General features: G+C 41.7%; 27 protein-coding genes and 3 pseudogenes. 15 read left to right on the top strand and 15 right to left on the bottom strand.

Going from position 1 to position 26,437, the window contains the following annotated elements:
• Positions 1-51: 51 nt before the first annotated feature.
• Positions 52-2,466 (top strand): TonB-dependent receptor, encoded by a 2,415-nt coding sequence (locus N8A86_RS06490; protein WP_273568306.1) that lies wholly within the window; start codon positions 52-54, stop codon positions 2,464-2,466.
• A 14-nt stretch (positions 2,467-2,480) separates the two neighbouring features.
• Here N8A86_RS06490 and N8A86_RS06485 read toward each other — a convergent pair whose 3' ends face one another.
• Positions 2,481-2,918 (bottom strand): Rieske (2Fe-2S) protein, encoded by a 438-nt coding sequence (locus N8A86_RS06485; protein ID WP_273568305.1) that lies wholly within the window; start codon positions 2,916-2,918, stop codon positions 2,481-2,483.
• A 318-nt stretch (positions 2,919-3,236) separates the two neighbouring features.
• Between N8A86_RS06485 and greA the strand changes: the two genes are divergently transcribed.
• Positions 3,237-3,713, top strand: a complete 477-nt coding sequence (greA, locus tag N8A86_RS06480; protein ID WP_273568304.1) for a transcription elongation factor GreA — start codon at positions 3,237-3,239, stop codon at positions 3,711-3,713.
• Positions 3,714-3,724: 11 nt separating this feature from the next.
• A complete protein-coding gene (locus N8A86_RS06475; protein ID WP_273568303.1) occupies positions 3,725-4,117 on the top strand; it encodes an HIT family protein in 393 nt (130 codons plus the stop codon).
• On the opposite strand, the gene N8A86_RS06470 is transcribed toward N8A86_RS06475, so the two are convergent.
• Together N8A86_RS06470 and N8A86_RS06465 are read right to left on the bottom strand one after the other, a co-directional pair.
• Positions 4,104-4,460 (bottom strand): hypothetical protein, encoded by a 357-nt coding sequence (locus tag N8A86_RS06470; protein ID WP_273568302.1) that lies wholly within the window; start codon positions 4,458-4,460, stop codon positions 4,104-4,106. The genes N8A86_RS06475 and N8A86_RS06470 overlap by 14 nt on opposite strands.
• Positions 4,460-5,611, bottom strand: coding sequence for a sensor histidine kinase (locus tag N8A86_RS06465; protein WP_273568301.1), 1,152 nt, complete (start codon positions 5,609-5,611; stop codon positions 4,460-4,462). Before N8A86_RS06465 ends, N8A86_RS06470 begins: the two co-directional genes overlap by 1 nt.
• A 136-nt stretch (positions 5,612-5,747) precedes the next feature.
• Here N8A86_RS06465 and N8A86_RS06460 point away from each other — a divergent pair.
• The 4 genes and pseudogenes from N8A86_RS06460 to aat all read left to right on the top strand — a co-directional run bounded on the left by N8A86_RS06460 (position 5,748) and on the right by aat (position 8,692).
• A pseudogene (locus N8A86_RS06460) lies at positions 5,748-6,621 on the top strand (flavin reductase family protein).
• Positions 6,597-7,421, top strand: coding sequence for a hypothetical protein (locus N8A86_RS06455; RefSeq protein ID WP_273568300.1), 825 nt, complete (start codon positions 6,597-6,599; stop codon positions 7,419-7,421). Before N8A86_RS06460 ends, N8A86_RS06455 begins: the two are co-directional and overlap by 25 nt.
• A 96-nt stretch (positions 7,422-7,517) precedes the next feature.
• Positions 7,518-7,895 (top strand): DUF3127 domain-containing protein, encoded by a 378-nt coding sequence (locus N8A86_RS06450; RefSeq protein WP_273568299.1) that lies wholly within the window; start codon positions 7,518-7,520, stop codon positions 7,893-7,895.
• A gap of 116 nt (positions 7,896-8,011) precedes the next feature.
• Positions 8,012-8,692 (top strand): leucyl/phenylalanyl-tRNA--protein transferase, encoded by a 681-nt coding sequence (aat, locus tag N8A86_RS06445; RefSeq protein WP_273568298.1) that lies wholly within the window; start codon positions 8,012-8,014, stop codon positions 8,690-8,692.
• 86 nt (positions 8,693-8,778) lie between these two features.
• Here aat and N8A86_RS06440 read toward each other — a convergent pair whose 3' ends face one another.
• From N8A86_RS06440 to N8A86_RS06410, 7 genes are all read right to left on the bottom strand, one after another.
• Positions 8,779-9,360 carry a hypothetical protein gene (locus tag N8A86_RS06440; RefSeq protein WP_273568297.1) on the bottom strand — a complete coding sequence of 194 codons (582 nt, stop codon included), beginning with the start codon at positions 9,358-9,360 and terminating at the stop codon, positions 8,779-8,781.
• Positions 9,361-9,389: 29 nt separating this feature from the next.
• Positions 9,390-9,953 carry a DNA-3-methyladenine glycosylase I gene (locus N8A86_RS06435; protein WP_273568296.1) on the bottom strand — a complete coding sequence of 188 codons (564 nt, stop codon included), beginning with the start codon at positions 9,951-9,953 and terminating at the stop codon, positions 9,390-9,392.
• A gap of 96 nt (positions 9,954-10,049) precedes the next feature.
• The gene (cutA, locus tag N8A86_RS06430) at positions 10,050-10,370 is read right to left on the bottom strand and encodes a divalent cation tolerance protein CutA (RefSeq protein ID WP_273568295.1); all 321 of its coding nucleotides are present in this window, start codon (positions 10,368-10,370) and stop codon (positions 10,050-10,052) included.
• Between the two features lie 7 nt (positions 10,371-10,377).
• Positions 10,378-10,692 carry a hypothetical protein gene (locus N8A86_RS06425; protein ID WP_273568294.1) on the bottom strand — a complete coding sequence of 105 codons (315 nt, stop codon included), beginning with the start codon at positions 10,690-10,692 and terminating at the stop codon, positions 10,378-10,380.
• 142 nt (positions 10,693-10,834) lie between these two features.
• Positions 10,835-11,191 (bottom strand): hypothetical protein, encoded by a 357-nt coding sequence (locus N8A86_RS06420; RefSeq protein ID WP_273568293.1) that lies wholly within the window; start codon positions 11,189-11,191, stop codon positions 10,835-10,837.
• 45 nt (positions 11,192-11,236) lie between these two features.
• Positions 11,237-11,386 carry a hypothetical protein gene (locus tag N8A86_RS06415; protein WP_273568292.1) on the bottom strand — a complete coding sequence of 50 codons (150 nt, stop codon included), beginning with the start codon at positions 11,384-11,386 and terminating at the stop codon, positions 11,237-11,239.
• A complete protein-coding gene (locus tag N8A86_RS06410) occupies positions 11,359-11,628 on the bottom strand; it encodes a hypothetical protein (protein ID WP_273568291.1) in 270 nt (89 codons plus the stop codon). The genes N8A86_RS06415 and N8A86_RS06410 overlap by 28 nt, the downstream gene beginning before the upstream one ends.
• A gap of 156 nt (positions 11,629-11,784) precedes the next feature.
• Between N8A86_RS06410 and N8A86_RS06405 the strand changes: the two genes are divergently transcribed.
• The 5 genes from N8A86_RS06405 (at position 11,785) to N8A86_RS06385 (ending at position 17,605) form a co-directional block, all read left to right on the top strand.
• A complete protein-coding gene (locus N8A86_RS06405) occupies positions 11,785-12,471 on the top strand; it encodes a TetR/AcrR family transcriptional regulator (protein ID WP_273568290.1) in 687 nt (228 codons plus the stop codon).
• Positions 12,464-14,128: a peptidase domain-containing ABC transporter gene (locus tag N8A86_RS06400; protein ID WP_273568289.1), complete on the top strand. Its 1,665-nt coding sequence runs from the start codon at positions 12,464-12,466 to the stop codon at positions 14,126-14,128. The genes N8A86_RS06405 and N8A86_RS06400 overlap by 8 nt, the downstream gene beginning before the upstream one ends.
• Positions 14,129-14,133: 5 nt before the next feature.
• Entirely contained in the window at positions 14,134-15,483 is a 1,350-nt protein-coding gene (locus N8A86_RS06395) for an HlyD family secretion protein (protein ID WP_273568288.1), read from the top strand.
• Complete coding sequence (locus N8A86_RS06390) at positions 15,483-16,886, top strand: TolC family protein (protein WP_273568287.1); 1,404 nt, start codon at positions 15,483-15,485, stop codon at positions 16,884-16,886. Before N8A86_RS06395 ends, N8A86_RS06390 begins: the two co-directional genes overlap by 1 nt.
• 86 nt (positions 16,887-16,972) lie before the next feature.
• Positions 16,973-17,605 carry a thioredoxin family protein gene (locus N8A86_RS06385; protein WP_273568286.1) on the top strand — a complete coding sequence of 211 codons (633 nt, stop codon included), beginning with the start codon at positions 16,973-16,975 and terminating at the stop codon, positions 17,603-17,605.
• Here the strand turns inward: N8A86_RS06385 and N8A86_RS06380 are convergent.
• The 5 genes and pseudogenes from N8A86_RS06380 to N8A86_RS06360 form a co-directional block, all read right to left on the bottom strand.
• Positions 17,582-18,316, bottom strand: coding sequence for an energy transducer TonB family protein (locus N8A86_RS06380; RefSeq protein ID WP_273568285.1), 735 nt, complete (start codon positions 18,314-18,316; stop codon positions 17,582-17,584). The genes N8A86_RS06385 and N8A86_RS06380 overlap by 24 nt on opposite strands.
• Positions 18,317-18,381: 65 nt before the next feature.
• Positions 18,382-19,099, bottom strand: a pseudogene (gene truB / locus N8A86_RS06375) (tRNA pseudouridine(55) synthase TruB).
• Between the two features lie 28 nt (positions 19,100-19,127).
• Positions 19,128-19,928, bottom strand: a complete 801-nt coding sequence (locus N8A86_RS06370; protein ID WP_273568284.1) for an undecaprenyl-diphosphate phosphatase — start codon at positions 19,926-19,928, stop codon at positions 19,128-19,130.
• Positions 19,929-20,198, bottom strand: coding sequence for a DUF3098 domain-containing protein (locus N8A86_RS06365; protein ID WP_273568283.1), 270 nt, complete (start codon positions 20,196-20,198; stop codon positions 19,929-19,931). It lies immediately after the preceding gene.
• Between the two features lie 9 nt (positions 20,199-20,207).
• Positions 20,208-21,086 carry a cell division protein FtsX gene (locus N8A86_RS06360; protein ID WP_273568282.1) on the bottom strand — a complete coding sequence of 293 codons (879 nt, stop codon included), beginning with the start codon at positions 21,084-21,086 and terminating at the stop codon, positions 20,208-20,210.
• Between the two features lie 125 nt (positions 21,087-21,211).
• Here N8A86_RS06360 and N8A86_RS21975 point away from each other — a divergent pair.
• From N8A86_RS21975 to ald, 3 genes and pseudogenes are all read left to right on the top strand, one after another.
• Positions 21,212-24,713, top strand: a pseudogene (locus tag N8A86_RS21975) (leucine--tRNA ligase).
• Between the two features lie 126 nt (positions 24,714-24,839).
• Positions 24,840-25,094 carry a SemiSWEET family sugar transporter gene (locus N8A86_RS06345; protein ID WP_273568280.1) on the top strand — a complete coding sequence of 85 codons (255 nt, stop codon included), beginning with the start codon at positions 24,840-24,842 and terminating at the stop codon, positions 25,092-25,094.
• A gap of 148 nt (positions 25,095-25,242) precedes the next feature.
• Positions 25,243-26,343 carry an alanine dehydrogenase gene (gene ald, locus N8A86_RS06340; protein ID WP_273568279.1) on the top strand — a complete coding sequence of 367 codons (1,101 nt, stop codon included), beginning with the start codon at positions 25,243-25,245 and terminating at the stop codon, positions 26,341-26,343.
• The last annotated feature ends 94 nt before the right edge of the window (positions 26,344-26,437 follow it).

Genomic DNA, 26,437 nt, shown 5'->3' with positions numbered 1-26,437 from the left:
TATTAACTTAGAATAATAGCCCCTTTTATTCGCACTAAATATTTAGTACGGATGAAAACTATTGTTACAACTTTTGCTCTATTCGGGCTGGTAATGGGCCTCATGGCCCAAGAGAAGTTTAAAGTATCAGGGATAATTTCGGATGAATTTGACGAGCCATTACCTGGTGCGAGCATTGCTATTGCGGGATATGAGAATTTCACCCCAGCCGATTTTAATGGATATTATGAGATTTTTTTAGAGAAAGGCGAGTATACTTTCTCATTTAGTTATATTGATTTAGTCCACGAAATTATAAGCTTATACTTGAATGGTGACGTTGTTATAAATGTCCAGCTTGGGAAAAAAATTGAAGTCCTCGAAGAAGTCTTCGTCTCCGCAATCAGGGTATCAAAAGAATCTCCTGTGACATTCTCTAATCTTAAAAAAGAGGAAATCGCCCCTCGAAATCTAGGTCAGGATATTCCTATTCTTATGAATTTTTTGCCCTCGGTCGTTACAACTTCAGATGCTGGAGCTGGAGTAGGGTATACCGGAATTCGCGTACGCGGCAGTGATGCTACAAGGGTCAACGTAACAATCAACGGCATACCGTACAATGATTCAGAATCACACGGTACGTTTTGGGTCAATATGCCCGATTTTGCTTCTTCGACCGAGAGTTTGCAGTTACAGCGTGGTGTGGGTACTTCTACGAATGGTGCCGGGGCCTTTGGTGCCAGCCTGAATCTTTTGACAGAAGGAATTTCCGAAGAGGCCTTTGGTCAACTATCGAGTTCCTATGGCAGTTTTAATACGTTACGGAACAATCTCAAATTCAGCACAGGTCTGCTCAATGACCGCGTTGAAATATCGGGTAGGCTTTCGCGGATTACTTCCGATGGATATGTCGATAGGGCATCTTCTGAACTGGATTCCTATTTTTTACAGGGAGCGTATAAAGATGATAATACACTCATAAAAACACTTCTTTTTGGGGGCCATGAAATCACCTACCAGTCATGGTTCGGAATTGATGCTGCAACTTTGGCTTCTTACAGAACCTATAACCCAGCGGGTATTCAATTTGATGACAACGGTAATTTTGAGGGATTTTATGGCAATCAGGTGGACAATTACAAACAAAACCATGCCCAGCTACTTTGGAACCAAAAACTGTCTGACACTTGGAGTACCAATATCGCAATTCACTATACAAAAGGAAAAGGGTTTTTTGAAGAATATGTAGATGATTGGTATACTACCAATGTGCTATTTTCTGATGACTCACAATTGAATTTTATAGGCCGGGAAAATTTTATGCTGAACGGAAATGCGATAACCTCGACCGACTATATTAGAAGGCGTTGGCTTGACAATGATTTCTACGGCACCGTTTTTTCCACATCGTACGCAAGTGAAAAGCTAGATGTTATTTTAGGCGGGGGTTATAACAAATATGTAGGTGACCACTTTGGCGAGGTCGTCTGGGCAAGATTTTCCAACAATAGTGTATATAAAGAGCGTTATTACGATGACACGTCCGAAAAAACTGATTTCAACATGTTTTCCAAAGCAAATTATACCCTCAATGAAAAATGGAAACTTTTCGGGGACCTACAATACCGAACCGTCGGCTATCAGGCCAACGGTGTCGATACGGGTTTGGTCGATGATACGTTTAATTTTTTTAATCCCAAAGTAGGAATAACCTATGATTTTGACCGAAACAACAATTTCTATTTCAGTTTTGCCGTTGCGAATAGGGAGCCGAACAGAAATGATTATGAAAACGGAAGCCCCAAACCTGAACGATTGAACGATTTTGAATTGGGCTGGCGCTATGTTTCCGAAAAGGTTCAGGTCAGTACGAACGGGTATTATATGAGCTACAAAGACCAGTTGGTCTTGACCGGAGAACTGAACGATGTCGGCGCGCCCTTACGGGCAAATGTAGGCGATAGCTATCGTGCCGGACTTGAAATCGATGTGAACCTCAAATTGGGAACCCGGTTTGCCATAAGTCCGAATATTGCCTTGAGCACCAATAAAAACAGAGATTTCGTTTTTCAAAGGGATGGGATACTCCAAAATCTGGGAAATACCAATATCGCTTTTTCCCCGAATGTTATTTTCGGGAATCGACTGACCTATAGTCCCAAAGAGAATTTACAGATTTCGGCATTGACGAAATATGTGGGCAAGCAGTATATGGGAAATATCGACTCGGAAGCTTCCGTTCTGGATGCCTATTCACAAACGGATCTGAATATTCAATATGTAATTGAAACTGATGCCTTTATAAAGAGTATTACATTTTCCGGTCTGGTCAATAATGTTCTTGATGCCAAATATGTTTCCAACGGGTATTTTTTCACCTTTGATGATGATTTTTCAAATCCGGGTACGATTACTACTGTTGAAGGAGCGGGGTATTATCCGCAGGCGGGAATTAATTTTTTGATGGGGGCGACGGTACGGTTTTAAGTACTCTATGTGACCTAATTCGAAATCACCACCACATTGCCGTTGGCGGTTGCCCGATACTCTAATAGATCATAATACCGCTTGCCATCATCGGGCCTGTTCAAGAACTGCCCGGTAAAAAGACTGTATTCATAATCGTCACAGGCGCAGATGGCATTCTGGCCCTCAAGTATCATGGTAGAACAATCATTGGGCGCATGATTGGGGCAGCTGGCCTCAAAGACCCTGAATTGGTCAAAGCCTGTATTCATCACAAAAGCACCTCGGGTACCGACCGTTTGATTGGATATATAAACAGGACTTCCGGGGTTGGTCAACGGGCTGTAAAGGGGTAGGCTGAGATTGATATCAAAACGAAATCCTAGTTCTTGTAAATAGGGATTTCGATTCGTAACCTCCTTACTACAAGAAATCATAAAAATTACGAGAAGTAGATACGAAATGCGCTTCATTGACGATGTCTTTTGAGAATATCTAGGACAAAATTGGGCAAAAAATATGTATATTTGCGTTAAATCCTCTCTAAAAAAACCGAGTTTACGCGGTTCATATAGGGGATTTTCTTATTGAAGTGGTTCAATCTTTTTGTTTGGAACCGAAAATTTCGGCTTTTGTGCCCTAATGAAGGCTTTTTTTCGTAGCATAGCCAATAGCTACGGTACTCAAAAAGGGTAAAACCCGCCTGAACGGACGGGCAGGTTAGCGTGCAAAATGTGAAATTTGCAGGTAAAAGAAAAAGATTGAACCACTTCATATAAAACGAGGAAGTTATGAGTAACGTATCCTATTATACCGCAGAGGGGCTAAAAAAATTAAAAGACGAGCTGAACCAACTACGGGATGTCGAGCGCCCGAAGGCTTCCCAGGCCATTGCCGAGGCACGTGATAAGGGTGATCTTTCGGAAAATGCCGAATACGATGCCGCAAAAGAGGCACAGGGGTTGTTGGAACTTAAAATTTCCAAAATGGAAGAAGTTATGGCGAATGCCCGGTTGATAGATGAATCGCAACTGGATACTTCGAAGGCGTTAATACTGTCTACGGTGAAATTAAAGAACCAGAACAACGGTATGGAAATGAAGTATACCTTGGTCGCAGAGAGTGAGGCGGATCTGAAAACAGGAAAAATTTCGGTTAGTTCGCCGATTGGCAAAGGCCTTCTAGGAAAAAAAGTAGGCGATGTTGCTGAGATTACCGTCCCCAACGGAACCCTGAAATTTAAGATTTTAGAGATAACCAGATCATAATCGGTACTACGATGGCCTCGATATTTACGAAAATCATCAACGGAGAAATTCCCTGTTACAAAATAGCGGAAGATGAAAATTTCTTCGCTTTTTTGGATATCAACCCCAACGCGAAAGGGCATACATTGTGCGTTCCTAAAAGTGAAGTCGACAAAATTCTAGACCTTGATGAATCCACTTATATGGGTCTTATGGCTTTTTCAAGAAAAATCGGCAAGGCCCTTGAAGATGCTGTCGATTGTAAAAGAGTCGGAATGACGGTCATCGGGCTTGAAGTTCCTCATGTGCATGTGCATCTTATACCTTTGAACAGTATGCAGGATGCCACTTTTCAACACAAGGTTGCCATGGCTCCTGAAGAATTTGAAGACATCGCAAAATCGATTCGTTCTAAAATTGAATAACTCCTACTAGAAATAGGTAGACCCCGGCACCGACTAGAACGATCAGCAACAAAATCAGGATATAAAAGAGTTTGGTAAACCCAATCGAAGCCTTTTCGGGTTTCACCATTTTTTGATAGTATTCGAAAATACGTTCGATATCGTCGGTCCATTTGACCGGGTAGATATCTGAACCGCATTTATTGCACTTTACCTTATGGGTCACCTCACCGGTCACCCGATGAAAAAGTTTTCCGTATAGGTGTTTTTGATAAAAAGTCAATTTGAGGTCTTGATTAAAACACTCAGGACAATTGTTGGTCAGGTCGGCTTCCTTAATGACCTCTAGTTTCTCTTGTGCCATTATTTAGGTATTTGCTTCAACGAAATTTGCATGATTGTACCCGCTTTACTAGACGAATGTACTTTAATTTTTCCTTTATGATATTCCTCAACGATTCTTTTAACAAGGGATAGCCCGAGACCCCAACCTCTTTTTTTCGATGTAACTCCCGGATTGAAAATGGTCTGATAATCACTTTTGGGTATGCCATGGCCTGTATCGGTGACCTGTATGTTCACGTTCTTTCCTTCAGGAATAATCTCGATACGGATACTCCCTTTTCCTCTCATGGCATCTATTCCATTTTTTACTAGATTCTCTATTGTCCAGTGATAGAGTGATGGATTGAGCATGACGTGAATGGGTTCTTCTTGCGATTCAAAAGAAAAGTCGATAAGTTTAGAACTCCGTAATTTAAGATACTCATAGGCTTCCTTGGTTTGCGCAACAAGGTCGTGTTCATCGAGTTTGGGCAAGGAGCCAATCTTAGAAAAACGTTCCGTAATGGTCTCTAATCTTGTTATGTCCTTTTCGATTTCCTTTGTTATATCCGGATTGATGTTTTCTGCTTTCAATAATTCGTTCCAACCCAACAATGAAGATAATGGGGTGCCGATCTGGTGCGCGGTCTCTTTCGCCATACCGGCCCAAAGTTTGTTCTGTTCTGATGCCTTATTGGTCTTGAAGAAAAAGAAGATTACCGCCCCAAAAAGAAAAATGATGAGCAACAGGGCAAGCGGATAATATTTCAGCTTGTTCAACACTTCTGAATTGCCGTAGTAAAGTGTTTGAAGATGATCGCCATTGTCATCTATTGAAATAGGTGTGTTTTCATTTTGAAATTGCTTGATTTTCTTTTGTAGATAGATTGAATCGGTACGTTTTTCTTCGGGGATGTTATTCGTTTTTATTGACCCATCTTTTGATACCAAGATCATCGGGGTCGAGGTATTGTTCTGAAATACTTTTAGTGTCAGGTTACCTAATTCTGCTGTTTCAGAAGATTGCAATAGTTCCAATTGGGCCGTGGCCCATATTTCCATTTTATGTCGTTCCTCTTCCTTGAACTTTTTAAAGAAGCTGTTGGTGTTCCAAAGGATCAAACTCACGATAACAAAAGATGCTATCAATAAAATGATGTTCGAAGTTTTGTTTTTAGGATTGAATTGCATCCATTTGGTTTCTTGGTTTAAAGATAATGAACTCGTCTTGACTTTTTGTTTGGAACCATGAATTATACATTTTGTACCCTAATTTCTACTTTTTCGATGCAGCATAATTGGCTACCTTTACTAGACCATGAAAGAAATGATTTCTATACTTCCAGAAGAGGTTTCCACAGGAAAATTACATAGCTATCTTTTGGGTGCCGTCGGGCCAAGACCTATCGCTTTTGCAAGTACCGTTGATGAAAAGGGAAGACCCAATCTTTCCCCTTTCAGTTTTTTCAACGTCTTTAGTGCCAACCCGCCTATTTTGATTTTTTTCACCTGCCAGGCGTGTTCGTGACAACACCACAAAACACACCTTGCAAAATGTGCTTTTAACAAAGGAAGTGGTCATCAATATCGTGAACTATGATATGGTGCAACAAATATCTTTGGCGAGTACCGAATATGGCGAAGGAGAAAACGAATTCGTAAAAGCGGGATTAACCATGTTGAAATCCGATGTGGTCAAACCCTTTCGGGTTGCCGAATCTCCCGTACAATTCGAATGCAAGGTTACGAAAGTCGAGGCCTTGGGCAAGGAAGGAGGTGCCGGTAACCTGGTTTTCTCCGAGGTCGTTAAAATTCACATCGATTCTTCTATTTTAGATGCAAACGGAGGCATCGACCAACATAAAATCGATCAGGTTGCCCGTATGGGAGGCAATTGGTATAGCAGGGCCAATGAAGGACTCTTTGAAGTGCCAAAACCATTATTGACCTTAGGTATAGGTGTAGATAACATTCCCGACCATATTCGAACGAGCAAGGTGCTGACCGGCAACGATTTAGGTATGTTGGGCAATATTGAAAAAATTCCGACTCAAAGCGAAATCAAAGAATTCATTGATAATCATGAAGATTTACGGGCCATTGTCAATTCTGGGGAACAAGCATCTTTAGCATTGAAGGCAAAGGAATATTTAGAGCAAAACGACGTACTTTCAGCATGGAAGGTGCTACTAGCGAAATGAAAAGAATACAACTATTCGAGTTTGAAGATTTTCCATGGTTCCCGACTTGGTTGCGAACCTGCATGACCAATTTAATTATGATCTTGCATCGAATGATGGGGGTCAGCGAAGTATTGGCGGAATTAATCGGTGGTATTCTTAAGGAGAATAAGCTGACCAAAATCGTTGATTTAGGATCCGGTTCAGGTGGTGCGATGCCCGAAGTTCTGAATATCATCCATCGAACATCGGGTCTTGAACATATTGAATTGGTCATGACGGATCTTTACCCTAATCCAGAGGTGGCCAAAAAGTACAATCAAGACGAGAATGATAAGATTAGCTATCAAGAAACTCCGGTAGATGCTACTGAACTTACCAATGTGCCAAACGGTCTCAAAACGATGATGAACAGTTTTCATCATATGCCACCAAAAGCAGCACGGAAAATACTGGAATCCGCCCAAAAAAATGCCCAACCCTTATTGATTTATGAAATGGCCGAAAATAAAATGTCCCTTCTTTTATGGTGGGTGTTGCTCCCTATTTCTCTAGCGATCTTGATGATTATGGTACTTTTTATGACTCCTTTTGTAAAACCTATTACGTGGCGGCAATTGGTTTTCACCTATCTGATTCCCATAATCCCGATTTGTTATGCTTGGGACGGTCAGGCAAGCATGCCCAGAATGTATGCCATGAAAGACATTGACGTGCTGCTTGAAGGTCTGGATTCGGATAATTATACCTGGGAAAAAGGGTATGCCACGAAGAACGGCAAGAAAAAGGGCACCTTTCTGCTAGGCTTGCCAAAGGGTTAGTTATTCTTAATAACTTCCTGATTTTATATTAGGTGGATAGTTGGAATCATCCTATTTTTAAAAACTTATTTTTTAGGAACCATATAATTCATAGTCATGGAAGTACAAGGAAAGATTAAAATGATCGGGGAGACCCAAACTTTTGGGAATAACGGATTTAGAAAGCGTGAAGTGGTCGTGACCACTGAAGAACAATATCCACAACATATCATGGTCGAATTCGTTCAAGACAAAACGGACCTTTTGAACAATTATACCGTAGGGCAGCCTGTCAAAATCAGTATCAATCTGAGAGGAAGGGAATGGACAAACCCGCAAGGCGAAGTAAAATATTTCAACTCCATTCAAGGATGGCGCATCGAAAACCTACAGCCAGAAAGTGTAAGCGGTGATATGCCACCGGTACCGCCCGTTGAAGCTTTTGAACCGGCTGATAATCTCAATGAAGAAGAGCACGACGATTTGCCGTTTTAGAAACGACGATTTTTATAGGAGAATCAATATCCAATCAGGTCTATACTGCCGATATGTAGTATAGACCTTTTGCTTTTAAGATAGCATGGTCTAACTTTATACTAAAAATTGACCCTTTGCAAAAAGATAGCTACAAAAGCCCGTTGTTTTTTTTGACCTCTGAGCTGTGTTTTCCGCCTGTGGAGAAAGCCAATACCGAAGGACTATTGGCGGTTGGCGGTGATTTATCACCTGAACGACTGCTTTTGGCGTACCAAAGCGGAATTTTCCCATGGTTCAATGAAGACGCACTGATTCTCTGGTGGAGCCCAAACCCTAGAATGGTACTTTTTCCAAAGAAAATCAAGATTTCAAAAAGTATGTGGAAAGTGTTGCGGTCGAATCAATTTCGATTGACCAAGAACAGCTGTTTTGAAAAAGTAATCGAACAATGCGCCGCGATGCCAAGACTCGGGCAAGATGGCACTTGGATAACTCCAGAGATGAAGAAAGCCTATATTAGTCTTCACGAAAAAGGGTATGCAAAATCATACGAGGTCTGGGAAAATGATCAATTGGTCGGTGGACTATATGGTTTGGACCTTGGTCATGTATTTTGTGGGGAGAGCATGTTCAGCAAAGTCAGCAATGCTTCCAAATTTGCGTTCATTCAATTGGCACAAGAGTTAAAGAACAAGAATTATGACCTAATCGATTGTCAGATTTACACCGATCATTTGGCCAGCCTAGGTGCGGAAGAAATGCCAAGAGCGAATTTTATCGAAATATTAAAGAGAAAAAACCAGACTGGTCAATAGAAATAGTATGTTTTCGGTTTTGGGGTAGAGTTTTCTTCCTGCAAATTATACAATAAATCAAACGGGCAAAAAGGGTAAATTAACCTCTAATAGAGCACATGGTCATAGTTCGGGGGAAGGGATTTCCGTAGCTTCTCAAAATCACCTTCTGAGTTAAAAAGAATTTCGAATTGTTCATAGGCCTTGTCTTTTTTGCCGGAAACGATAAACCCGTATTTTATATAGGGCAACATCAAATTCTGAAAGGCATTTTTTATGGTGGTCTCGACATCGTATTCCCCTACCGGATATTGCTGATACATTCTTCTGATACGGTATTTGACGAAATTATCCCTTAGATAAGTATTCATCTTGTTGAACGCGTCATTAGGAATGTCAATAGGCTTAATTAATATCTCGATATCTTCCAAAGTGCCATCTTCGGTAAACTCGACGCTATATTTTAATCGGTCCTTTTTGAACTTCGCTTCGTAACTTATTTTCGTGCTGTCCGTCTCTTTGTAGAAGCGAATGCGTCGAGCATCATCCAATTTTTCTTGAATATAGGTTAGGGCCTTTTCTGGAAACTGAGACTTTTTAATACGGTACTCACGCTCATATTTATTCTGGGCCGAAGCGAAAACCCCACAGAAGATAAAAACCGTTGTGAATAAAAGTTTAGATGTCATTTTCAAATTGAAATAATTTCTTATACGCATTAAACCTCATGGTAGCGAAAACATTCCACTTCATGATCATTGACCATACCGGTGGCCTGCATATGGGCATAGACGACAGTACTACCCACAAATTTAAATCCTCTTTTTTTGAGATCTTTGCTCAAGGCATCTGAAATTTCAGTGTTTGCTGGGGCTTCTTTATAGTGTTCGACTTTATTTTTGATAGGTTTTCCGTTTACAAATCCCCAGATGTAATCGCTGAAACTGCCGAACTCTTTTTGTACTTGCATAAACGCTACGGCATTGGAAACTGTTGCATGCACTTTTAATTTATTTCGTACTACGCCTTCATCTTGCAGCAAAGACTCGATTTTGGCCTCATTGTACTTAGCAATTTTTTTATAGTCGAATCGGTCAAAAGCCTTCCTAAAATTTTCACGTTTTTTTAGAATAGTGATCCAACTCAATCCAGCTTGAAAGGTTTCCAATATCAAGAACTCGAAAATAGTAGCGTCATCCTTTACGGGTACGCCCCACTCCAGATCGTGGTAGGCCTCATAAAGGGCATCGCCAAGACACCAACCGCATTTGTGTTTTTGCATCGTGTTCGTTTGAACAATAAAGATATGGCTATTGTTGCAATTTCAATTCAGGGTATTGACAAATGGGCGTAAGAAGAGTGTAATACGAAAGTCAGCTTAGATCTTTGCTGTGATCATCCTTAATTCTTCTGTCTGTCCATCGTCCATATATACAATGGGTACCGCATAAAGTATGGGCATCTTATCAGGATATTTTTTGTATAGTATTTCGTTTATGGTCTTAAACAGAAGGGCCTTTGTTTTTCCTATGATAAGATATATTTTTTTCTGTTTGGTTTTTTCACTCCCTTTGACTTTCAAGAGGATCATTTTCTCAGAAACCAAGGCGTCGGCTAACAATTTTTTATCCATCAATAGTTCGATAATCTCATTGGCCTGAATTTGGTTTTTAACGGTAATGTGTACAAGAACCATCATGCGGTTTTTAATTGGATTCCTTCTTTTTCAATGAAAGGACAAAATTAATAGTATCCGTATCAGCATAAATTCCATAACCACTTGTCAAATAGCCCTTACTGCCATCGGCGCATTCGATCAAGAATAGAATGGATCCATCGCCGGGATCGTTCATGGCCTCATGTCGGCAATATTCGACCAAGAAACACTCGTTATGGTCATATTTTTTTGAAGAGTTTCTACAATGTATCCTCCCATCCCTAAAATAGAACTCTATCAGAAAACCCTCTTTTCGAGCTGCTTCGATATCTTGGGTCATGGTGTTGCTTTGTGATAAAATCATTATTTCGGTACTTTCATTTTAAAAAAAACACCGGTCTCGGGGCTCCTATACTCCTAGCGAATTCAATACAGGCGGACCGGTGTTTTGAGAACAAAATAAACACTAACCACTATTCATTGCCGACAAACGAGTCTCCCCTTTGTTAGCTGGTCATTTTCAATTCTCCTTTGGCCAACGCTTTTTCAATATCTGTGGTTACGGTGGTCCAAAACCGGAAAAAGTTGCGTCCATCTTTTCTTTTGAGTACGACTTCGGTCGTTCCGTTTTCGGTTTGAACTTCTTCAACAATGACCTTTCGACCTTCCAGATTATTGAAATCGGCGATCGCCCCTCTTTTGATAATGATATTCTTTCTTGGAAAGTCAATATGCTTATATCCTGATGCAGATACCGGGCCGAGGGTCAATACCGTGCCTTTTTTAACAAAATCGCTGCTTTCTTGAGCCATTAAGGTTACTGTCATAAAAATGCTTACGATGAAGATTACTGCTTTTTTCATTACTGTAAAATTTAAGATTTATATGAATTATTTATTGGTTTCGTGTTAATCTATCTGTTCATTTTCTATGGCCATACCACTATTTTCTGGATGCGCTATGGGAATAAGCTTGGCACTTACTGTCGGAAATAGATCAAAAAAATCGCGACCATCTTCCCTTCGCAGTACTACGTTTTGAATTCCTTCGGAACCCATGTCCAAACTATCCACGATGAGCTTGCTCCAAAAAGATTGAAGTAGTTGTTCATACCGTCCCAGTCGTTCAATCCGCCCATAATTATGGTCGCATTCCCGTTGGGAAGCTTTAATTGACTGTTCATGGTGCCATCGTTATTTTCTACATATTGGTAATCGTTCAAGCGCAACTGGAACAATTCCTGTGCATCCGTCGAAAAGCAAATACTTGCGAATACCATAAATAGCAATGTATTTTTCATGTCATTATTATTAAATCATAAATATTCGAAGTTGATATTGTAAATATAGTAATCTTGAACAATATCATTAGGGTTGCTATCGTTAAATATTAGTTAAACTATTATTATTCGATAGTAATACTATTATATTTGTGTCATTAAACAAAATATGATAACATGGAGCAGTTGTTGCAATCGGTCAAAATAGGGATTAACGAAAAGATTTATGTCAAGGATCCCCAGTCCTCTGATCTAGGAAAACGTATCATCGAAGAGAGTATCTTAATGATCAATACCATGGGTTTCGAGAGTTTCACTTTTAAGAAGTTGGGGCTTAAGATAGGAAGCAACGAGAGTTCGATCTACCGCTATTTTGAGAACAAACACAAACTATTGCTCTACCTTACTTCGTGGTATTGGGGTTGGCTCGAATATCAGCTGGTGTTTTCTACCAACAGTATGGCCGACCCAATCGAGAAACTCAAAAAGGCGATTGAGATCGTGACAAAACCTACCGAAGAAGATTCGGCCTTTTCTCATATCAACGAGGTACTTTTGAATAAAATAATCATCAACGAATACTCCAAGTCATATTTGACCAAAGAGGTCGATACGGAGAACAAAGAAGGTTATTTTGTAATCTATAAGAGATTGGTCAACCGTTTAAGCGCTATGATCAAGTTCGTTGATACAAAGTATGGCTATCCGTCAAGTCTAGCGAGTACAGTTCTTGAAGGGTCCCTACATCAGCATTTTCTCAAAGACCATTTTACCTCGTTGACCGATTGCCGTGAGAACGGGGATCCGACAGAATATTTTACACAGTTGGTCTTCAATTCACTAAATACCGAACCGAATGGCTAAAAATGTTTTGACCGCTTGGCAGCGGTTAATAGGTCTGTTGAAACTCGATAAAAGGGATGTTCTACAGACCTTTTACTATGCGATATTCGCTGGGCTCGTCAATCTTTCGTTGCCCTTGGGCATTCAGGCAATCATCAACCTTATACAAGGGGCGCAGATCAGTACCTCATGGATTATTCTGGTGGTATTGGTCACGGGTGGGGTGGCTTTTGGTGGAATCTTACAGTTGATGCAGATACGCATCATCGAGAACGTACAGCAGAAGATATTCACACGGGCTTCGTTCGAGTTTACCTACCGTTTTCCGAAAATAAAGATGAGCGAGCTGCGCGATTATTATCCGCCCGAGTTGGCGAACCGTTTCTTCGATACGCTGAATGTACAGAAAGGACTTTCGAAACTCTTGTTGGATTTTCCGGCTTCGCTTTTGCAGATTATTTTCGGCCTGTTGCTGCTATCGTTCTACCATCCTTTCTTTATTATTTATGGGATTTTGTTATTGCTATTGATTTATGTAGTCTTCAAGTTCACGGTACAAAAGGGGATGGATACCAGTCTTGATGAATCAAAACAAAAATATAAAGTGGCCCATTGGATACAGGAAGTTGCACGGTCATTAATTAGTTTTAAGCTGTCGGGAAAAACAAGTCTAGCGGTCAACAAGAACGATATGTTGGTGACCGATTATTTGGCCGCGCGTGAAGGCCACTTCCGAATACTGGTAATTCAGTTTATACAAATGATAGGCTTCAAGGTTTTGGTAACTGCCGGATTATTATTGATCGGAGGATTACTGGTCTTGAACCAAGAAATGAACATCGGGCAGTTCGTTGCCGCTGAAATCATCATTCTTTTGGTCATCAGTTCGGTCGAGAAACTTATCCGTGGTTTGGAGACCTTCTACGACCTATTGACATCCCTAGAAAAACTGGGGCAGGTAGTAGACAAAGATTTAGAGGATCAAGCAGGTGAAACTCCCTTGACAGCGACCGGAGATTTGACCGTAGAATTGGACAATGTTACGTTCAATGTAAACGGAAAAGGGAACATTCTAGAAGATATTTCATTTAAAATCCTACCAAAAAGCACACAGTTGATCGTTGGCACTAATAGCTCGGGCAAATCTACCTTATTGCGATTGATAGCCGGAATAATCGAGCCAAGTGATGGAAGTGTTTATGTTAACAATGTTTCCATGAAGGGCATAAATGCCAATCATTACCGCTCATTCTTAGGGCAATCGTTGACGGAGGAAACCCCTTTCGAAGGCACTATTTTGGAAAATATCACCTTCGGCGATACTTCAATTTCACAAAAAGACCTGTATTGGGCATTGGAGAATGTCGGACTATTGCAATTTGTAAAGCAACAGCCAAAAGGGTTGAATACTATATTATATCCTGAAGGGCAACAAATTCCGTATACCGTCGCCAAAAAAATTGTTTTGGCACGAAGTATCGTCAGAAAACCCAAATTACTGATATTGAAGGATGCATTAAACCAGTTCGATGAGATAGAGGCCTTGCGAATCATGGAGTTTTTGACCGATAAGAGCAACCCATGGGCACTGGTCATAGTAAGTCAAGATCCGAAATGGATAGGCCGATGCGGAAGGATCATAACCATGGAAAACGGTAAAATCGTTTCGATAAATTAAAAGTTATGCTGAACATTTCTAATAATCCGTTAAATAAGACCGTACACTTGACCGGATTCAAATCGACCGATAAGGTATTCCATCAAAGGCATTACAAGCATTTTAATCGCTTTTTGCTAGGCTCTGCCATATTCGGATTCATCGTACTCTTTTTACCATGGACACAGAACATCCGCGGCAAAGGATTTTTGACCACATTAACGCCAGATCAGCGGCCACAGACTATACAATCGCCTATTCCGGGTCGTATTGAGAAGTGGTATGTGAAAGAAGGCGATTTCGTTCAAAAAGGAGATACTATCTTATTTATTTCAGAGGTCAAGAACGAGTATTTCGACCCGCAGCTGGTCGAGCGCACCGGAAAGCAGATCAAGGCGAAAGAGATGTCGGTCGAATCCTATCAGGGTAAGGTAAAAGCCTTAAACAACCAGATTGGTGCATTGGCCAATGAGCGTAGATTGAAGTTAGAGCAAGCCAAAAATAAACTTATGCAATCGCGCCTGAAAGTACAGAGTGACAGCATTGATCTGGAGGCAGCAAAGACCAATATAACTATTGCCGACCGACAGTTCAACCGTACCACTCAATTGGAACAGGAAGGTCTTAAAGCTGTAACCGACGTAGAAGAAAAACGCTTAAAGTTACAAGAAACACAGGCAAAACTGATATCACAAGAAAACAAACTCCTGGCTGCCAGAAACGAGGTGCTCAACGCCGAAATGGAAATCAATCGCGTGCAGGCGGAGTACACCGATAAAATTTCAAAGGCCCAGAGCGATATGTACACTGCGCAATCGAGCCAGTTCGATTCGGAGGCGCAGGTAACCAAACTCGAAAACGAGTATACTAATTACGAGATGCGCAATGATATGTATTACATACGTGCCCCCCAGAGCGGATATATTAACAAGGCTTTACAGGGCGGAATCGGCGAGACTTTTAAGGAAGGCGATCAATTAGTGGGAATCATGCCTGCCATTTATGACATGGCGGTGGAGACTTTTGTCGAGCCTTTGGATCTTCCGCTGGTGCATATTGGCGAGAAAGTTCGTATTCAATTCGATGGCTGGCCTGCCATTGTTTTTTCAGGATGGCCCAATGCCTCTTATGGAACCTTTGGAGGAAAAGTCGTAGCCGTAGAAACTTTTATTAGCGATAACGGAAAATACCGGGTGCTATTGGCACCAGATTCCGATGAACAACCTTGGCCTGCAGCTATCCGTGTCGGCTCTGGTGCGAATACAATCGCCCTTTTGGAAGATGTTCCGATTTGGTACGAGCTTTGGCGCCAGTTGAACGGTTTCCCCCCGAATTATTATCAACCTGCAAAAGAAACTGCGCAAGCTAAAAAGTGATGCGAAAGTACTTCATCTACATATTCATTTTAACTGTTTTTGGTCTAAATGCGCAGGAGCCCGATGCCCTTGTCCTTAATTTTAAGGAGTATCTGGGCTATGTGAAAAAGTACCATCCTATCGCGAAGCAGGCGGAACTGAACATCGATATGGGGCAGGCCAATTTGATGCGTTCCCGTGGTGGTTTCGACCCAAAAATAGAAGTCGATTATGACCGGAAGGAGTTCAAGGGGTCTGAATACTATGATCGTCTGAACGCTACTTTCAAAATACCGACATGGTTCGGTGTTGAGCTAAAAGGAAATTTTGAGCAGAACGATGGCGATTTCTTGAACCCGGCTGAAAGTGTTCCCACGGACGGATTATACAGCGCAGGAGTATCTATGTCCGTTGGGCAAGGTTTCTGGATCAACGAGCGTATGGCAACTTTGAAGCAGGCGAAGTTTTTTAGGGAGCAGACCAAGGTGGACCGCGATTTACAGGTCAACCAAATTCTCTTTGAAGCGGCCTTGGCGTATTTCGATTGGTTGCAGGCCTATCAAGACAGTCAGATTTTTAATAATTTCTTGACCAATGCGCAAGTGCGTTTTGAGGGGGTAAAAACCAGTGCTTTGGCTGGCGAGGTTGCCGCTATCGACACCGTCGAGGCTAAGATTGCGGTACAAGATCGTGCTCTGAATCTTGAGCAGGCGAAAGTAAAGCTGATGAACAAATCGCTGGAACTATCTAATTTTCTGTGGCTGAACGATAATGTACCTGTAGAATTGCAACCGAACGTAGTACCTGAGATCAATTTAGAAGGTGAGGTTGATACTACCTTGGAAATCATGGGAAAACCTTTGGATAGCTTTACCATCGAAAACCATCCTAAGCTAAAATCGTTGGGTTACAAAATTGACGGACTCGCAGTCGATAAACGCTTAAAAGCCAATAAATTATTACCCAAAATAGATTTGGAATACAATTTCTTGACGGAAGCCCCTGAATTCATCAATTCTTTCGAGACCCAAGAGTACAAAGGCGGACTCGCATTTCGATTACCTTTGTTCTTGCGAAAGGAAAGGGGAGATTTAAAGCTGGCAAAAATCAAATTGCAAGACGCCGAGTACGAATTGGATAATGCCGAAATTCAGCTCAGGAACAAAATCGTCGCCATTTACCGCGAACTGGAATCGTTCGAGACACAGAATATCCTAATCGATGAAATCGTGGAGAACTACACCACCTTGGTATCTGCCGAAGAGCGAAAGTTCAGTTTTGGCGAGAGTTCATTGTTCTTGATCAACTCCCGTGAAAGTAAACTTATCGATGCCGAACTGAAGAAGAACCAAGTGCAGAACAAGTTCTTTACCACCAAGGCGAAACTGTTCAATAGTTTGGCGGTCAATCCTGAGAACTTGTAAGGTTTGTGTGACTAGGTCTACCAATGTGACTTATCTCAGCTTTTTGCGAGATAATGAGTTTTAGTTTTATCCCAAATAGAATAAAGATGCAAACAGTGAATCCTGAAACTACGGAAAGAATGACACAAGAACTCATCAAAGAGAGCTTGCCAAATGCAATTTCGTATAATGAGTACCGAGAATTGGTAGCTCAATTGGCCCAAGAAGGAAAATCTACTGGCCCAGAACATACGGAAGCCCTTACGAACTATACCCAATTGAACGATAAGCGAATGAAGCGTTGGGACAAGACGTTGAAATTCACTCCTGAAGCTTTGGATAAAATTGCCCAATTTGACCAAAAAACTACTTGGTTGGTACTGACCGAAAGTTGGTGTGGCGATGCCTCTCCTTCATTACCTGTCATGCACAAAATAGCGGAACTGAATCCGAACATTACGTTGAAAATTCTTCTTCGAGACGATAACGGTGCTTTAATGAACCGATTTTTGACCAAAGGTGCCATGTCCATTCCGAAATTAATTGCAATCGATGATTCAAGCGAAGAAGTTGTCGGCGATTGGGGCCCACGTTCAAAGAACGCTACGAAATTGGTCGAAGACTTCAAGGCGGAACACGGAACTTTGACTGCAGAATTCAAACAAGATCTTCAGGTCTGGTACAATAAGGATAAGGGGCAAAGCGTGCTAGATGATCTAACGCGCCTTTTGTTGAAATAAATAGGTGATGGTTCCTTTTTGGGAAGCTTTATCCGCAGAACTGAATTTGGCCTTTAGCGCATAGGTAATGGCATTATCGACCAAACAGCCGTTCGAAGTCCCCGAACTTTTAGAATTAAAATCCGCAGCAATGACATTGCCATTGGCATCGACCGTAATGTTTATGACCACTTTGCCACCTTCGATACACGTGTAAATTGGAGGTGGTAATCTATAATTATTGCGATTTACCAAGGAGTAGGAAACAGAGGTTCGTCGTTTTGCCAGGTTATTGGTGAACTCCTCTTTTTGGGCTTCCTTTTCGCCTAACATTTGTTTCTTTTCTTCCCTTTTTTTGGCAAGTTCTTTGACTCTGGCTGCATATTCTGAATCGGCAATAAGGTCATCTGGATCTCCCTCTTCGCTTTCAGCGGCCTTTTCCTCCATGAGCTCTTCCAACGTTTTTAGAGGTTCTGGATTACCGTAACTCGGCTTTGCCGTTTCGTTGAAAGCCATGTGGCTTTTGATTGGGTTTGCTTTTTCGAGTTCCTCGCGAAGTTTTTCCACTTCTTTATCCAATTGTTCGAGATCCTCTTCTTCGAGCATCATTTCCACTACATATTCGTCCTCTTTTTCACCTTGTCCCAAATGGATATTGTACAATGCCAATACCATTATCGCCAACGAAAAGAAGGTAATCAAGAACGATAAATGCTTTCGGTTCAGGTTCATAGTGCTATAACCACAATTTCAAAAAAATATTTGAATTATTCGTTAAACGGAATATTACCCCTTTGCTATTGTTGTGAATCGCTATTTTTATCGAGTAAACTCGTACTGAAAGCAATAGGGTCAACGGCTATATCTACGTTAAAATCTCCTATTTTGGTTCTTCGCAATCGGGATAAATATCCGCCACTTTCTAAAACTTGCCCCAAATCGTGTGCCAAAGATCGAATATAGGTGCCTTTACTACACATCACCCTAAATTCCACTTCTGGCAGTTTAACTTGAATAATTTCGAATTCAAAAATAGTAATCTTTCTTTTTTGATTTCTACCTCTTTTCCGGCGCGGGCATATTCGTAGAGTCTTTTACCATCTTTTTTCAATGCGGAAAAGACAGGGGGCCTTTGGTCGATTTCTCCAATAAAACTTTTTGCGGCCTCTTGGATACTCGTCTCGTCAATATGTTTTATAGGAAAGGTATGATTCACTTCGGTCTCCAGATCATAAGAAGGGGTCGTGGCTCCTAACGCAATCGTGCCCGTATATTCCTTGACTTGGCCTTGAAGTTCGGGAATTTTCTTCGTGAACTTTCCCGTGCAGATAAGCAGGAGTCCGGTGGCCAGTGGGTCCAATGTGCCTGCGTGACCAATTTTTATTTTTTTAGGGAAAATTTCTTGCGGATGGCCCATTTCAATTTATTCACCGCTTGAAAAGAAGACCAACCTAGGGGTTTGTCAATTAGGAGTAGTTGGCCGTTTAGGAAGTCTTCTTTGGTTCTGGTATCCATTCGAAAATTTTAAAGACTTTTTCATGATCTACGAAGCGGCCCAAAAGCTATATCCGATGGCAATCAAACCGACAATCAGACAGTATACCGCGAAATAGGTCAATTTACTTTTCTTGACTAGTTGAATCATCCAAGTACATGCGGCCAGTCCGGCAATAAAGGCAGCGATAAAACCTGCCCCCATAGCAACGTTGTTTTCGCCATCAAAGTTCAGTTCTCCGCTCATAAGATCTTTGCCAATTTTTCCAAAAATCAGCGGAACGACCATCAAAAATGAAAATCGCGCAGCCTTGGTTTTGTCCACCCCCAAAAGCACCGATGTTGAAATCGTGGCACCACTTCGAGATATTCCCGGCAACATGGCTATTGCCTGCGAAACACCCACGATAAAGGCGTTCTTAAAACTTACTTTTTTATCGGTATCCTTTGCCTTATCCGCAAAATAGAGAAGTACCGCGGTAATCAGCAACATGAATCCTACGAATCTGATATCCCCCCCGAAAAATGCTTCCAGTTGCTCTTCAAAAAATAATCCGACCACAACGGCGGGTAACATCGAAACAATAATTTTTAGTGAAAACTGGGTTTCTTCGTTCCATTTGAAACTTAAGAGTCCACGTATGATTTCCCAGACATCCTTCCGAAAAACGACCAAGGTGCTCAAGGCGGTCGCAAAGTGTAGGACTACGGTAAAAAGTAGACTTTCTTCGGGAACGGAATTATCCCCTAAAATAGCCTTGCCTAATTCTAGATGTCCACTGGATGATACCGGAAGAAATTCCGTCAACCCCTGTACAATGCCCAAGATAATGGCGTCTAATGTATCCAATTAATCCTTCTTCTTATGCGGATTCAACAAAATGGCATAGACCTCTATACCAAGACCGATCAGCACCAAAGTAGGCGCGAGGCGAATTCTTCGAAAGTTGTAGATATCCTCATTAAAAATATTGGGGTCATCGCTACCTCCGCCGCTCATCAAAATAAAGCCTAAAACAATAAAGGCAATTCCGATAAACATGAACATATAGTTCTTCTTCTGGAAGATAAATTCTTGGGTCACCATCTGATCATTATTTTTTCTTTCCTTTTTGCCCATAGTGCAAATTTAATAATATAATTCGTCCGTTCTCAAATTTAAGAAGCGTTGTGTCGCAAAATAGGTGCTGACCAATGAAATTAGGGCGCCTAGCACAAATACACCTACAAAAAGAATGATGAGCATTGATGTGTCTTTAAATAACTGAAGCTCGGGGAAGGTATCGTTTATATAATAGAGCGTACCTGCCAAGGCCAGCATGGCAATTAGGGCACCGAGCATACCCAGTTTAATATTCGTCCAGATAAATGGCCTTCTAATAAAGGTCTTCGTGGCACCCACCATTTGCATCGTCTTGATGATAAATCGTTTTGAATAAATGGATAATCGAATCGAACTATTGATCAACAACACCGCGATAAAGGTAAATATGGCGCTGGCGACCAAGATCCAAAAACTTATCTTTTTGACGTTTTCGGTCAACAGACCGACCAAAGGCTTGTCATAGCTAATCTCGTCAACATAATCTTTTTTTGAAAGTTCCGCAGCAATTTCTTCTATCTTCTCTTCTGAGACAAAATCGGCGTTCAATTGTACGTCGATGGAATTTTTTAGCGGATTATACCCAAGAAATTCCAAAAAATTCTCCCCGATTTCTTCGCTGTGCTTTTCGGCGGCCTCTTCCTTAGAGACATAGGTAGCCAACTTTGTGTATTCGGCCATAGCCAGACTTTTTTGCAGTTGGTCGATTTCGACCTCCTTGGCCGTATCCTTTAAGAAAAGGGAAATGGTGATCTGTTCCTTAAAGTGGTCGGCCATTTTTTTGGTATTGAGAACCAAAAGCCCTAGAATACCTAACAAGAAAAGTACCAATCCGATGCTCAGCACTACCGAGAAATAGGAAGATATCAGCTTGCGTTTTTGGTAACGTTCAAAAGATTTGCTCATGGGACAGTATCAGCTATGCGGATGTAAATTTAGGAAAGTAAATCGAATAAACTTATTTTTGTCGCGCTTGCGAATAAGACCCCAAAGGCGTTCCAGACCTTTGGGGTCTGCACATCAAACAATCTATGAGTTACGATTTCAACGGAATTGAGGAAAAGTGGCAAAATTATTGGGCCAAAAACGAAACGTTCAGGGCGGAAAATGATTCCGACAAACCCAAGTTTTACGTGCTTGATATGTTTCCCTATCCCTCTGGTGCCGGATTGCACGTCGGTCACCCTTTAGGGTATATCGCAAGTGATATTTATGCACGTTATAAGAGGCACAAGGGTTTCAATGTCTTACATCCGCAAGGATATGATTCTTTCGGGCTACCCGCCGAACAATATGCGATACAGACCGGACAGCATCCGGCGATAACTACGGAAGAAAATATCAAGACCTATCGCCGGCAATTGGATCAACTCGGCTTTTCATTCGATTGGAGCCGTGAAGTACGTACTTCCGACCCGAAATATTACAAGTGGACGCAATGGATCTTTATCCAACTTTTTAATTCTTGGTATAAAAACATTTCAGACAAAGCGGAAGCCATCGAAGATTTGATTTCCATTTTTGAAAAGGAAGGGAACACGAACGTAAATGCGGTCTGCGATGATGATACTCCTGAATTTTCAGCAGCGGATTGGGGTGCATTTTCTTCCAAGCAACAACAAGAAATCCTATTAAAATACCGATTGACCTATCTCGCGGAGGCCGACGTCAATTGGTGTCCCGCACTGGGTACGGTCTTGGCGAATGATGAAATCGTAAACGGAGTATCGGAACGCGGCGGCCACCCGGTCATCCGGAAAAAGATGACGCAATGGATGATGCGCATTTCAGCTTATGCCCAACGCCTGCTCGACGGTTTGGACAAGATCGATTGGCCCCAGCCATTGAAAGATTCGCAGACGAATTGGATAGGACGATCGGAAGGTGCGGAGGTGGAGTTTCGGGTGCTTACTCAGACGGACCTCCCCCTAGCCCCCTCCCAAGGAGGAGGGACTGCTCCGAAATATGTGACAAGCGATTCCGATATTTATGGAATCTTGTTGGAGAGGGCTAAGGAAATGCGAAAAAATCCAACTCCTGCCGAAAAGAAATTATGGCAAGCCCTGCGTAAAAGAAGTTTGAATTCCAAATTTAGAAGGCAACATCCGATTTCGGAGTATATCGTCGATTTTGTATGTCTTGAAAAAGAACTGATTATCGAAGTTGACGGCGAAATCCATGAACATCAACTGGACAAGGATTCCGAACGACAATTGATTCTAGAACAGAAAAAAGGGTATAAGGTAATCCGCTTTTCGAATGAAGAAGTGCTCCATGATATTGAAAAGGTAATTTCTAAAATAGAGGCGAAATTAAATTCCCCCTCCTTGGGAGGGGGCCAGGGGGAGGTCCGTAAGAGTGAGCACAAAATATCAGTCTTCACAACCCGCCCTGACACCATCTTCGGTGCCAGTTTTATGACCTTGGCGCCCGAACACGAATTGGTTTCAGAAATAACTACTCCAGAACAAAAGACTCAGGTCGAGGCGTACGTAGAAGCCTCTGCCAAACGCTCCGAGCGCGACCGAATGGCCGATGTGAAAACCATTACAGGTGCCTTTACCGGCGCCTATGCCGAACACCCATTCACAAAAGAACCGATTCCGATTTGGATTGGGGATTATGTGTTGGCGGGTTACGGAACAGGTGCTGTGATGTCGGTGCCTTGCGGCGACCAGCGCGACTATGATTTTGCGAAACATTTCAATATTCCCATCCCGAATATTTTCGAGGGCGTCGATATTTCTGAGGAAGCGTTTGAGGATAAACAGAATACGGTCATTGCGAATTCCGATTTCCTGAACGGACTTCCGTACAAAAAAGCGGTTCGTAAGGCCATCGACGAACTTGAAAAAATAGGGCAAGGAAAAGGTAAAATCAATTATCGCTTACGCGATGCTGTTTTCAGTCGACAACGCTATTGGGGCGAACCCTTTCCGGTATATTATGATGCTGACGGAATGCCACAAATGATTGCCGAAGAACATTTACCGATCAAACTCCCCGAGGTTGAAAAATACTTACCTACCGAAACGGGCGAACCACCTTTGGGCAATGCCACGGAATGGGCCTGGGATACTGAAAAGTTGATGGTTGTTAGTTGTTCGTTGATAGATAATAAAGTGGTGTCCCCCTTGAGTTAAACACCATGCCCGGTTGGGCCGGTAGTTCACAATACTTCAACCGCTACATGGATCCGCATAACGATGAAGAAATCTTTTCGCAAGAGGCCATCAACTATTGGCAAGATGTTGACCTTTATATCGGCGGTAGCGAACACGCCACAGGGCATTTGCTCTACAGCCGTTTCTGGCAAAAGTTTATGTTCGACAAAGGCTTGGTACCCAAAGATGAGTTTGCCAAAAAATTGATCAATCAGGGCATGATTACGGGGACTAGTGCTTTTGTTTTCCGAATAGTACCAACAATTAATATTAGAAATGGAAACTCCACGACAATAACAAATTTGTTCGAAGAAGCTTTTTTTGTTTCCGAAAAATTCATTTCGCTTTTTAGAAATAAGAAGAATTATCTTGGACTAAAAGCCTCAGAAGTAAATGAACTAATTAAGTCCAAAATTCTTTACCTCAACAAAAAATATTTAGACATAATTTATAAGAACGAAGATAAGATCAACGCTAGAGGAAATTTTATCAGTTTCTCTATTTTTCCAATTCATGCCGATGTCAGCCTTGTTAATACTTCGAATGAACTTGATATTGAAGGTTTTCTAAAATGGAGGCCAGAATATTCGGATACGGAATTTATCAAAGAAAAAGATGCTTTTAAAGTTCATTCTGAAGTCGAAAAAATGTCCAAATCCAAATACAACGTCGTCAACCCTGATGATATTGTTAAAGAATATGGTGCTGATAGCCTTCGCATGTACGAAATGTTCTTGGGCCCTTTGGAGCAATCAAAACCTTGGAATACGGCCGGTATCACAGGTGTTCACAGTTTCCTAAAAAAACTCTGGAAACTTTATCATTCTGGTTCTAATGGTAGTTTTTATATAAGCGACACCCCCTCCTCGGGAGGGGGCCAGGGGAGGTCCGTCCGAGTGAGCCATCCCCTGAAAACCTGAAAACCCTTCACAAAACCATCAAAAAAGTCGAAGAAGATATCGAGAATTTTAGTTTCAACACCTCGGTCTCCACTTTTATGATCTGTGTGAACGAACTGACGGCTCAAAAATGTCACAGTCGAGCGATTTTGGAGCCGTTGGCCATTTTGGTCTCACCGTACGCGCCACATATCGCCGAAGAACTTTGGGAGAAATTGGGGCATTCCGGTTCTATTTCAGAAATTCCCTTCCCGAAATTCGAGGCGAAATATTTGGTGGAAAGCAGCAAGGAGTATCCGATTTCCTTTAATGGTAAAATGCGCTTTACGATGGAACTTCCTTTAGATTTATCCAAAGAAGAAATAGAGTCCGCCGTGATGGCCAACGAAAAGACCCAGCAACAATTGCAGGGGCGTGAGCCTAAAAAGGTTATCGTTGTTCCTGGGAAGATCGTGAATATTGTCGGTTGATATCATTGCGAGGAGCCAACAATAGGTTTAATTTTTACGAAATGGCTAAGGCGACGAAGCAATCTGTTGAAACATTTTGAAATGCTTCAACAGATTGCCGCGCTACGCTCGCAATAACAACCAACCATGGAAAACACAGAAATTCTCGGCCTAGTCGCCGCCACAATAACTACATCAGGCTTCATCCCTCAAGTCCTTAAAATCTGGAAAGATAAATCGACCAAGGATATTTCATTGAACATGTATTTGTTATTGTCCCTCGGGCTATTGCTTTGGCTTATCTACGGGTTTGCCATTGAAAGCCTTCCGGTCATTTTAGCCAATGGTATTACTTTGATTTTGGTCTTGAGTGTTGTTGCACTAAAATTAAAATATAAATAAATTTTGAGCATAACCCCCCAAAAAAATGGGGGTAATAGTCTTTAAATAGGATTATTTTGACCTAGACACCCCTATTTTTATCGATTATATTTTCATATTTGTTTTAATTGTCACAATTTTGACAACATAAACAAAAATCTATAACAATATGATAATCGGTGTCCCAAAAGAAATCAAAAACAATGAAAGTCGAGTCGGTATGACCCCTGCGGGAGTCTATGAATTAGTAAAGAACAAACATACTGTGTATGTGCAATCCAAAGCAGGAGAAGGCAGTGGATTTTTTGACGACGACTACAGAAAAGTAGGAGCCGTCATATTGGACACTATCGGTCAGGTGTATGCGATCAGTGAGATGATCGTAAAGGTCAAAGAGCCGATTGCGGAAGAATATCCTTTAGTACAGAAAAATCAGGTTGTTTTTACCTATTTCCATTTTGCGTCGAGCGAACCGCTGACAAAAGCGATGATCGAAAGCGAGTCCATATGTATCGCTTACGAAACCGTAGAGGATGAAGAAGGCACTTTGCCACTTTTGACCCCAATGTCCGAGGTCGCCGGACGCATGGCAATACAGCAGGGCGCAAAGTATTTGGAGAAACCCGTAAAAGGTCGTGGCGTTTTGTTGGGGGGAGTTCCCGGAGTGGCTCCTGGAAAGGTTTTAGTGCTTGGCGCCGGTGTTGTCGGTATTCAAGCTGCTAAAATGGCAGCGGGCCTTGGCGCCCATGTTACGATTTTGGACATTAATATGAAGCGCTTGCGTTATGTCAACGATGTGATGCCGCCGCATGTGGTTACCGAATTTTCGAACGAATTTAACATTAGAAAGCACATCAAAAACCACGATTTGATTATCGGTGGGGTTTTGTTGAAAGGGGCAAAAGCACCCAATCTGATTACACGCGATATGTTAAAAGAGATGCGTCCGGGTACGGTTATCGTTGATGTGGCCGTGGATCAAGGGGGTTGTGTTGAAACGACAAGACCCACCACACATGAAGATCCAATTTATATTATTGATGACGTCGTACATTACTCCGTTGCCAATATGCCCGGGGCGGTACCCTATACTTCGACAATGGCGTTGACCAATGTTACGCTGCCCTATGTACTGAAATTGGCCAATAAGGGGTGGAAAGAAGCCTGCGCATTCGACCTATCACTTCAAAAAGGGTTGAACATTGTAGAGGGAGCAGTCGTTTACAAGGAAATCAGCGAGGCCTTCGGTTGGGAAACCGCGATGGTATAAAAGTACATTTTGTCAGTAAATCGAACCTTGTCTAAAATGGCGGGGTTTTTGCTTTTTAAGCTTTGTCATTCCTGTGAAGACGGGAATCTTTATT

The sequence above is a fragment of the Maribacter halichondriae genome, assembly GCF_027474825.1.
GTDB classification, from domain to species: domain Bacteria; phylum Bacteroidota; class Bacteroidia; order Flavobacteriales; family Flavobacteriaceae; genus Meishania; species Meishania halichondriae.
The sequence above is the reverse complement of the archived record's forward strand: the minus strand, read 5'-3'. Positions and strand labels throughout refer to the sequence as shown.

Bases quoted from the DNA above. Each gene is read 5' to 3' on its own strand.
- N8A86_RS06490 (WP_273568306.1), top strand. From the start codon at position 52: ATGAAAACTATTGTTACAACTTTTGCTCTATTCGGGCTGGTAATGGGC.
- N8A86_RS06485 (WP_273568305.1), bottom strand. From the start codon at position 2,918: ATGAAGCGCATTTCGTATCTACTTCTCGTAATTTTTATGATTTCTTGT.
- greA (WP_273568304.1), top strand. From the start codon at position 3,237: ATGAGTAACGTATCCTATTATACCGCAGAGGGGCTAAAAAAATTAAAA.
- N8A86_RS06475 (WP_273568303.1), top strand. From the start codon at position 3,725: ATGGCCTCGATATTTACGAAAATCATCAACGGAGAAATTCCCTGTTAC.
- N8A86_RS06470 (WP_273568302.1), bottom strand. From the start codon at position 4,460: ATGGCACAAGAGAAACTAGAGGTCATTAAGGAAGCCGACCTGACCAAC.
- N8A86_RS06465 (WP_273568301.1), bottom strand. From the start codon at position 5,611: ATGCAATTCAATCCTAAAAACAAAACTTCGAACATCATTTTATTGATA.
- N8A86_RS06455 (WP_273568300.1), top strand. From the start codon at position 6,597: ATGGAAGGTGCTACTAGCGAAATGAAAAGAATACAACTATTCGAGTTT.
- N8A86_RS06450 (WP_273568299.1), top strand. From the start codon at position 7,518: ATGGAAGTACAAGGAAAGATTAAAATGATCGGGGAGACCCAAACTTTT.
- N8A86_RS06440 (WP_273568297.1), bottom strand. From the start codon at position 9,360: ATGACATCTAAACTTTTATTCACAACGGTTTTTATCTTCTGTGGGGTT.
- N8A86_RS06435 (WP_273568296.1), bottom strand. From the start codon at position 9,953: ATGCAAAAACACAAATGCGGTTGGTGTCTTGGCGATGCCCTTTATGAG.
- cutA (WP_273568295.1), bottom strand. From the start codon at position 10,370: ATGATGGTTCTTGTACACATTACCGTTAAAAACCAAATTCAGGCCAAT.
- N8A86_RS06425 (WP_273568294.1), bottom strand. From the start codon at position 10,692: ATGATTTTATCACAAAGCAACACCATGACCCAAGATATCGAAGCAGCT.
- N8A86_RS06420 (WP_273568293.1), bottom strand. From the start codon at position 11,191: ATGAAAAAAGCAGTAATCTTCATCGTAAGCATTTTTATGACAGTAACC.
- N8A86_RS06415 (WP_273568292.1), bottom strand. From the start codon at position 11,386: ATGGGTTCCGAAGGAATTCAAAACGTAGTACTGCGAAGGGAAGATGGT.
- N8A86_RS06410 (WP_273568291.1), bottom strand. From the start codon at position 11,628: ATGAAAAATACATTGCTATTTATGGTATTCGCAAGTATTTGCTTTTCG.
- N8A86_RS06405 (WP_273568290.1), top strand. From the start codon at position 11,785: ATGGAGCAGTTGTTGCAATCGGTCAAAATAGGGATTAACGAAAAGATT.
- N8A86_RS06400 (WP_273568289.1), top strand. From the start codon at position 12,464: ATGGCTAAAAATGTTTTGACCGCTTGGCAGCGGTTAATAGGTCTGTTG.
- N8A86_RS06395 (WP_273568288.1), top strand. From the start codon at position 14,134: ATGCTGAACATTTCTAATAATCCGTTAAATAAGACCGTACACTTGACC.
- N8A86_RS06390 (WP_273568287.1), top strand. From the start codon at position 15,483: ATGCGAAAGTACTTCATCTACATATTCATTTTAACTGTTTTTGGTCTA.
- N8A86_RS06385 (WP_273568286.1), top strand. From the start codon at position 16,973: ATGCAAACAGTGAATCCTGAAACTACGGAAAGAATGACACAAGAACTC.
- N8A86_RS06380 (WP_273568285.1), bottom strand. From the start codon at position 18,316: ATGAACCTGAACCGAAAGCATTTATCGTTCTTGATTACCTTCTTTTCG.
- N8A86_RS06365 (WP_273568283.1), bottom strand. From the start codon at position 20,198: ATGGGCAAAAAGGAAAGAAAAAATAATGATCAGATGGTGACCCAAGAA.
- N8A86_RS06360 (WP_273568282.1), bottom strand. From the start codon at position 21,086: ATGAGCAAATCTTTTGAACGTTACCAAAAACGCAAGCTGATATCTTCC.
- N8A86_RS06345 (WP_273568280.1), top strand. From the start codon at position 24,840: ATGGAAAACACAGAAATTCTCGGCCTAGTCGCCGCCACAATAACTACA.
- ald (WP_273568279.1), top strand. From the start codon at position 25,243: ATGATAATCGGTGTCCCAAAAGAAATCAAAAACAATGAAAGTCGAGTC.